Here is a 2,068-nt window from a genome sequence, read left to right on the forward strand (position 1 = left end):
CTCCTGGCGCTCCCCCAGCGCCGTCCTGCTCTTCGACGGCAACTACAACAAGAGGCCCGCCTACACCTCGGTCCTCGACGCGCTGAACGCCGCGACACCCAGCACCTCTCCCTCTCCCTCTTCCTCTCCGACGAGGTCTCCGTCGGCCTCTCCCTCGCCGACGAGGTCTCCGTCGGCCTCCCCGTCCCCTTCGCCGTCCCCTTCGACGTCACCGTCTCCGGGCGCGGCGGGTGCGATCCGCGGTGTCGGGTCGGGCCGGTGCCTGGACGTCACCGGCGGCTCGGCGACGAACGGCGCGCAGGCGCAGATCTACGACTGCAGCGGGGAAGCCAACCAGAAGTGGACCTCGACCAGCTCCAATGAGCTGCGTGTCTTCGGCGGCAAGTGCCTGGACGTCACCGGGGCGGCCGCCGCCGACGGCACCCGCGTGATCATCTGGGACTGCAACGGCCAGAACAACCAGAAGTGGCGCTTCAACTCCGACGGCACCATCACGGCCGTCGGCGCCGGCAAGTGCCTGGACGCGCCGAACAACGCCACGGCCAACGGCATCAAGCTCATCATCTGGTCCTGCAATGGCGGGGCCAACCAGAGGTGGACCCGTACCTGATCCATCTCCTTCTCCCCTTCGCCGGGGCGGCCTCTCGGGGCCGCCCCGGCGAAGTCGTTACGGAGCCCCGGCCCGATCGGCGATGCGCCCGATGAACAGCTCGACGGCGCGAGGCACCCGGTTCACCGGCGGGCGGGTGCGGGGCCGGTGCTGGCTCGAAGCGAGATCGGCGGGGTGAGCAGCAGGTGCCGGGAGGGCGCTTCCGGCACCGCGATCCGTTCGAGGAGCAGCTCGACGGCGTGCCTGCCCATCTCCACCGGCACGTCGACGGCGGTCAGCGAGGGGCGGAAGTTCTCCGCCCAGCGGCGGGCGACGACACCGGTGAGGGACAGGTCGCGGGGCACTGCGACGCCCTCCTCGTCCAGAGCCCGCTGGACGCCGGGAAGGGCGGTCTCGTTGATGGTGACGATCGCGGTGACGTCCGGGTGTTCGGCGCGCAGGCGTTCCAGGCAGGCCCTGCCGGCGGCCGGATCGTCGGCGCAGCTCAGATCCACGCCGCTCACTCCGCGCCGGGTCGTGGCGTCGAGGAAACCGGCCGAGGCGCGCCGCGCCGGCCCGTACCCGGAGGCGACCAGCTCGGCGGACCGGTTGATCAGGGCGAGGTGGCGGTGGCCGAGGTCGGCCAGGTGGTCCACGCATCTGGCGACGACCGTGGCGTAGTCGAGGTCGACCCAGCAGGTCCCCTGCGGGTCCGCGGTGTGGCCGATGGTGACGAACGGCAGGCCGGTCTGCCGCAGCCGGGTGACTCGCTCGTCCTCCAGGCGGATCTCCATCGCGATGACGCCGTCCACGCGCCGGCCACTGACCATCCGTTCGAAGGAGCGGTCGTGGCGGCTGGCGCACGGGGAGAGCAGCACGTCGAGATCGACGCGGGCCGCGGCCTCCACCACGTCGGCCACGATGCCGAGCTGCGTGTCGGTCAGGCGCAGGCTCGCCGGCGGTATGACAAGGCCGAGGGTGCGGGTCCGGCCCTCCTTGAGAGCCCGGGCCGCGGCGTTGGGCCGGTAGTCCAACTCCTCGATGACGGCCTGGATGCGCCGCTTGGTCTCCTCGGAGATCGTCCGCTTGCCGCTGAGGGCGTAGGAGACGGTGCTACGGGACACCCCGGCCCGGCGGGCGATTTCGCCGATGTTCATCTCGCACTCCTCACGGATGGATTCGGTGCTGCGCGCGCGCTGTGCCGATCGGCGACGCCCGCGTGCCGGGACGGCCCGAGAGGCCGCCCCGGCACGAAAGGTGGGTCAGGTGCGGGTCCAGCGCTGGTTGGTTCCGCCGTGGCAGGTCCAGATGTGCACCTTGGTGCCGTTGGCGGTGCCGTTGCCGGACACGTCCAGGCACTTGCCGGCCCCGACGGCGGTGATGGTGCCGTCGGAGTTGAGGCGCCACTTCTGGTTGTTCTGGCCGTTGCAGTCCCAGATGAGGACACTGGTGCCGTCCGCGGTGCCGGCACCGTTGACG

General features: G+C 71.4%; 3 protein-coding genes. 1 reads left to right on the top strand and 2 read right to left on the bottom strand.

The features are described from left to right. Nucleotides 1-610, top strand: a 610-nt coding sequence (locus tag AB0B72_RS40155) for a lectin (protein WP_367745052.1), incomplete at its 5' end; no start/stop codon positions are given. A 122-nt stretch (nucleotides 611-732) separates the two neighbouring features. On the opposite strand, the gene AB0B72_RS40160 is transcribed toward AB0B72_RS40155, so the two are convergent. After that, nucleotides 733-1,764: a LacI family DNA-binding transcriptional regulator gene (locus AB0B72_RS40160; protein WP_367745054.1), complete on the bottom strand. Its 1,032-nt coding sequence runs from the start codon at nucleotides 1,762-1,764 to the stop codon at nucleotides 733-735. A gap of 87 nt (nucleotides 1,765-1,851) precedes the next feature. Beyond that, nucleotides 1,852-2,068: ricin-type beta-trefoil lectin domain protein (locus tag AB0B72_RS40165; RefSeq protein WP_367745053.1), on the bottom strand; the 217-nt coding region annotated here is incomplete at its 5' end.

This window comes from Microbispora sp. NPDC049125 (genome assembly GCF_040802045.1).
Lineage (GTDB): Bacteria > Actinomycetota > Actinomycetes > Streptosporangiales > Streptosporangiaceae > Microbispora.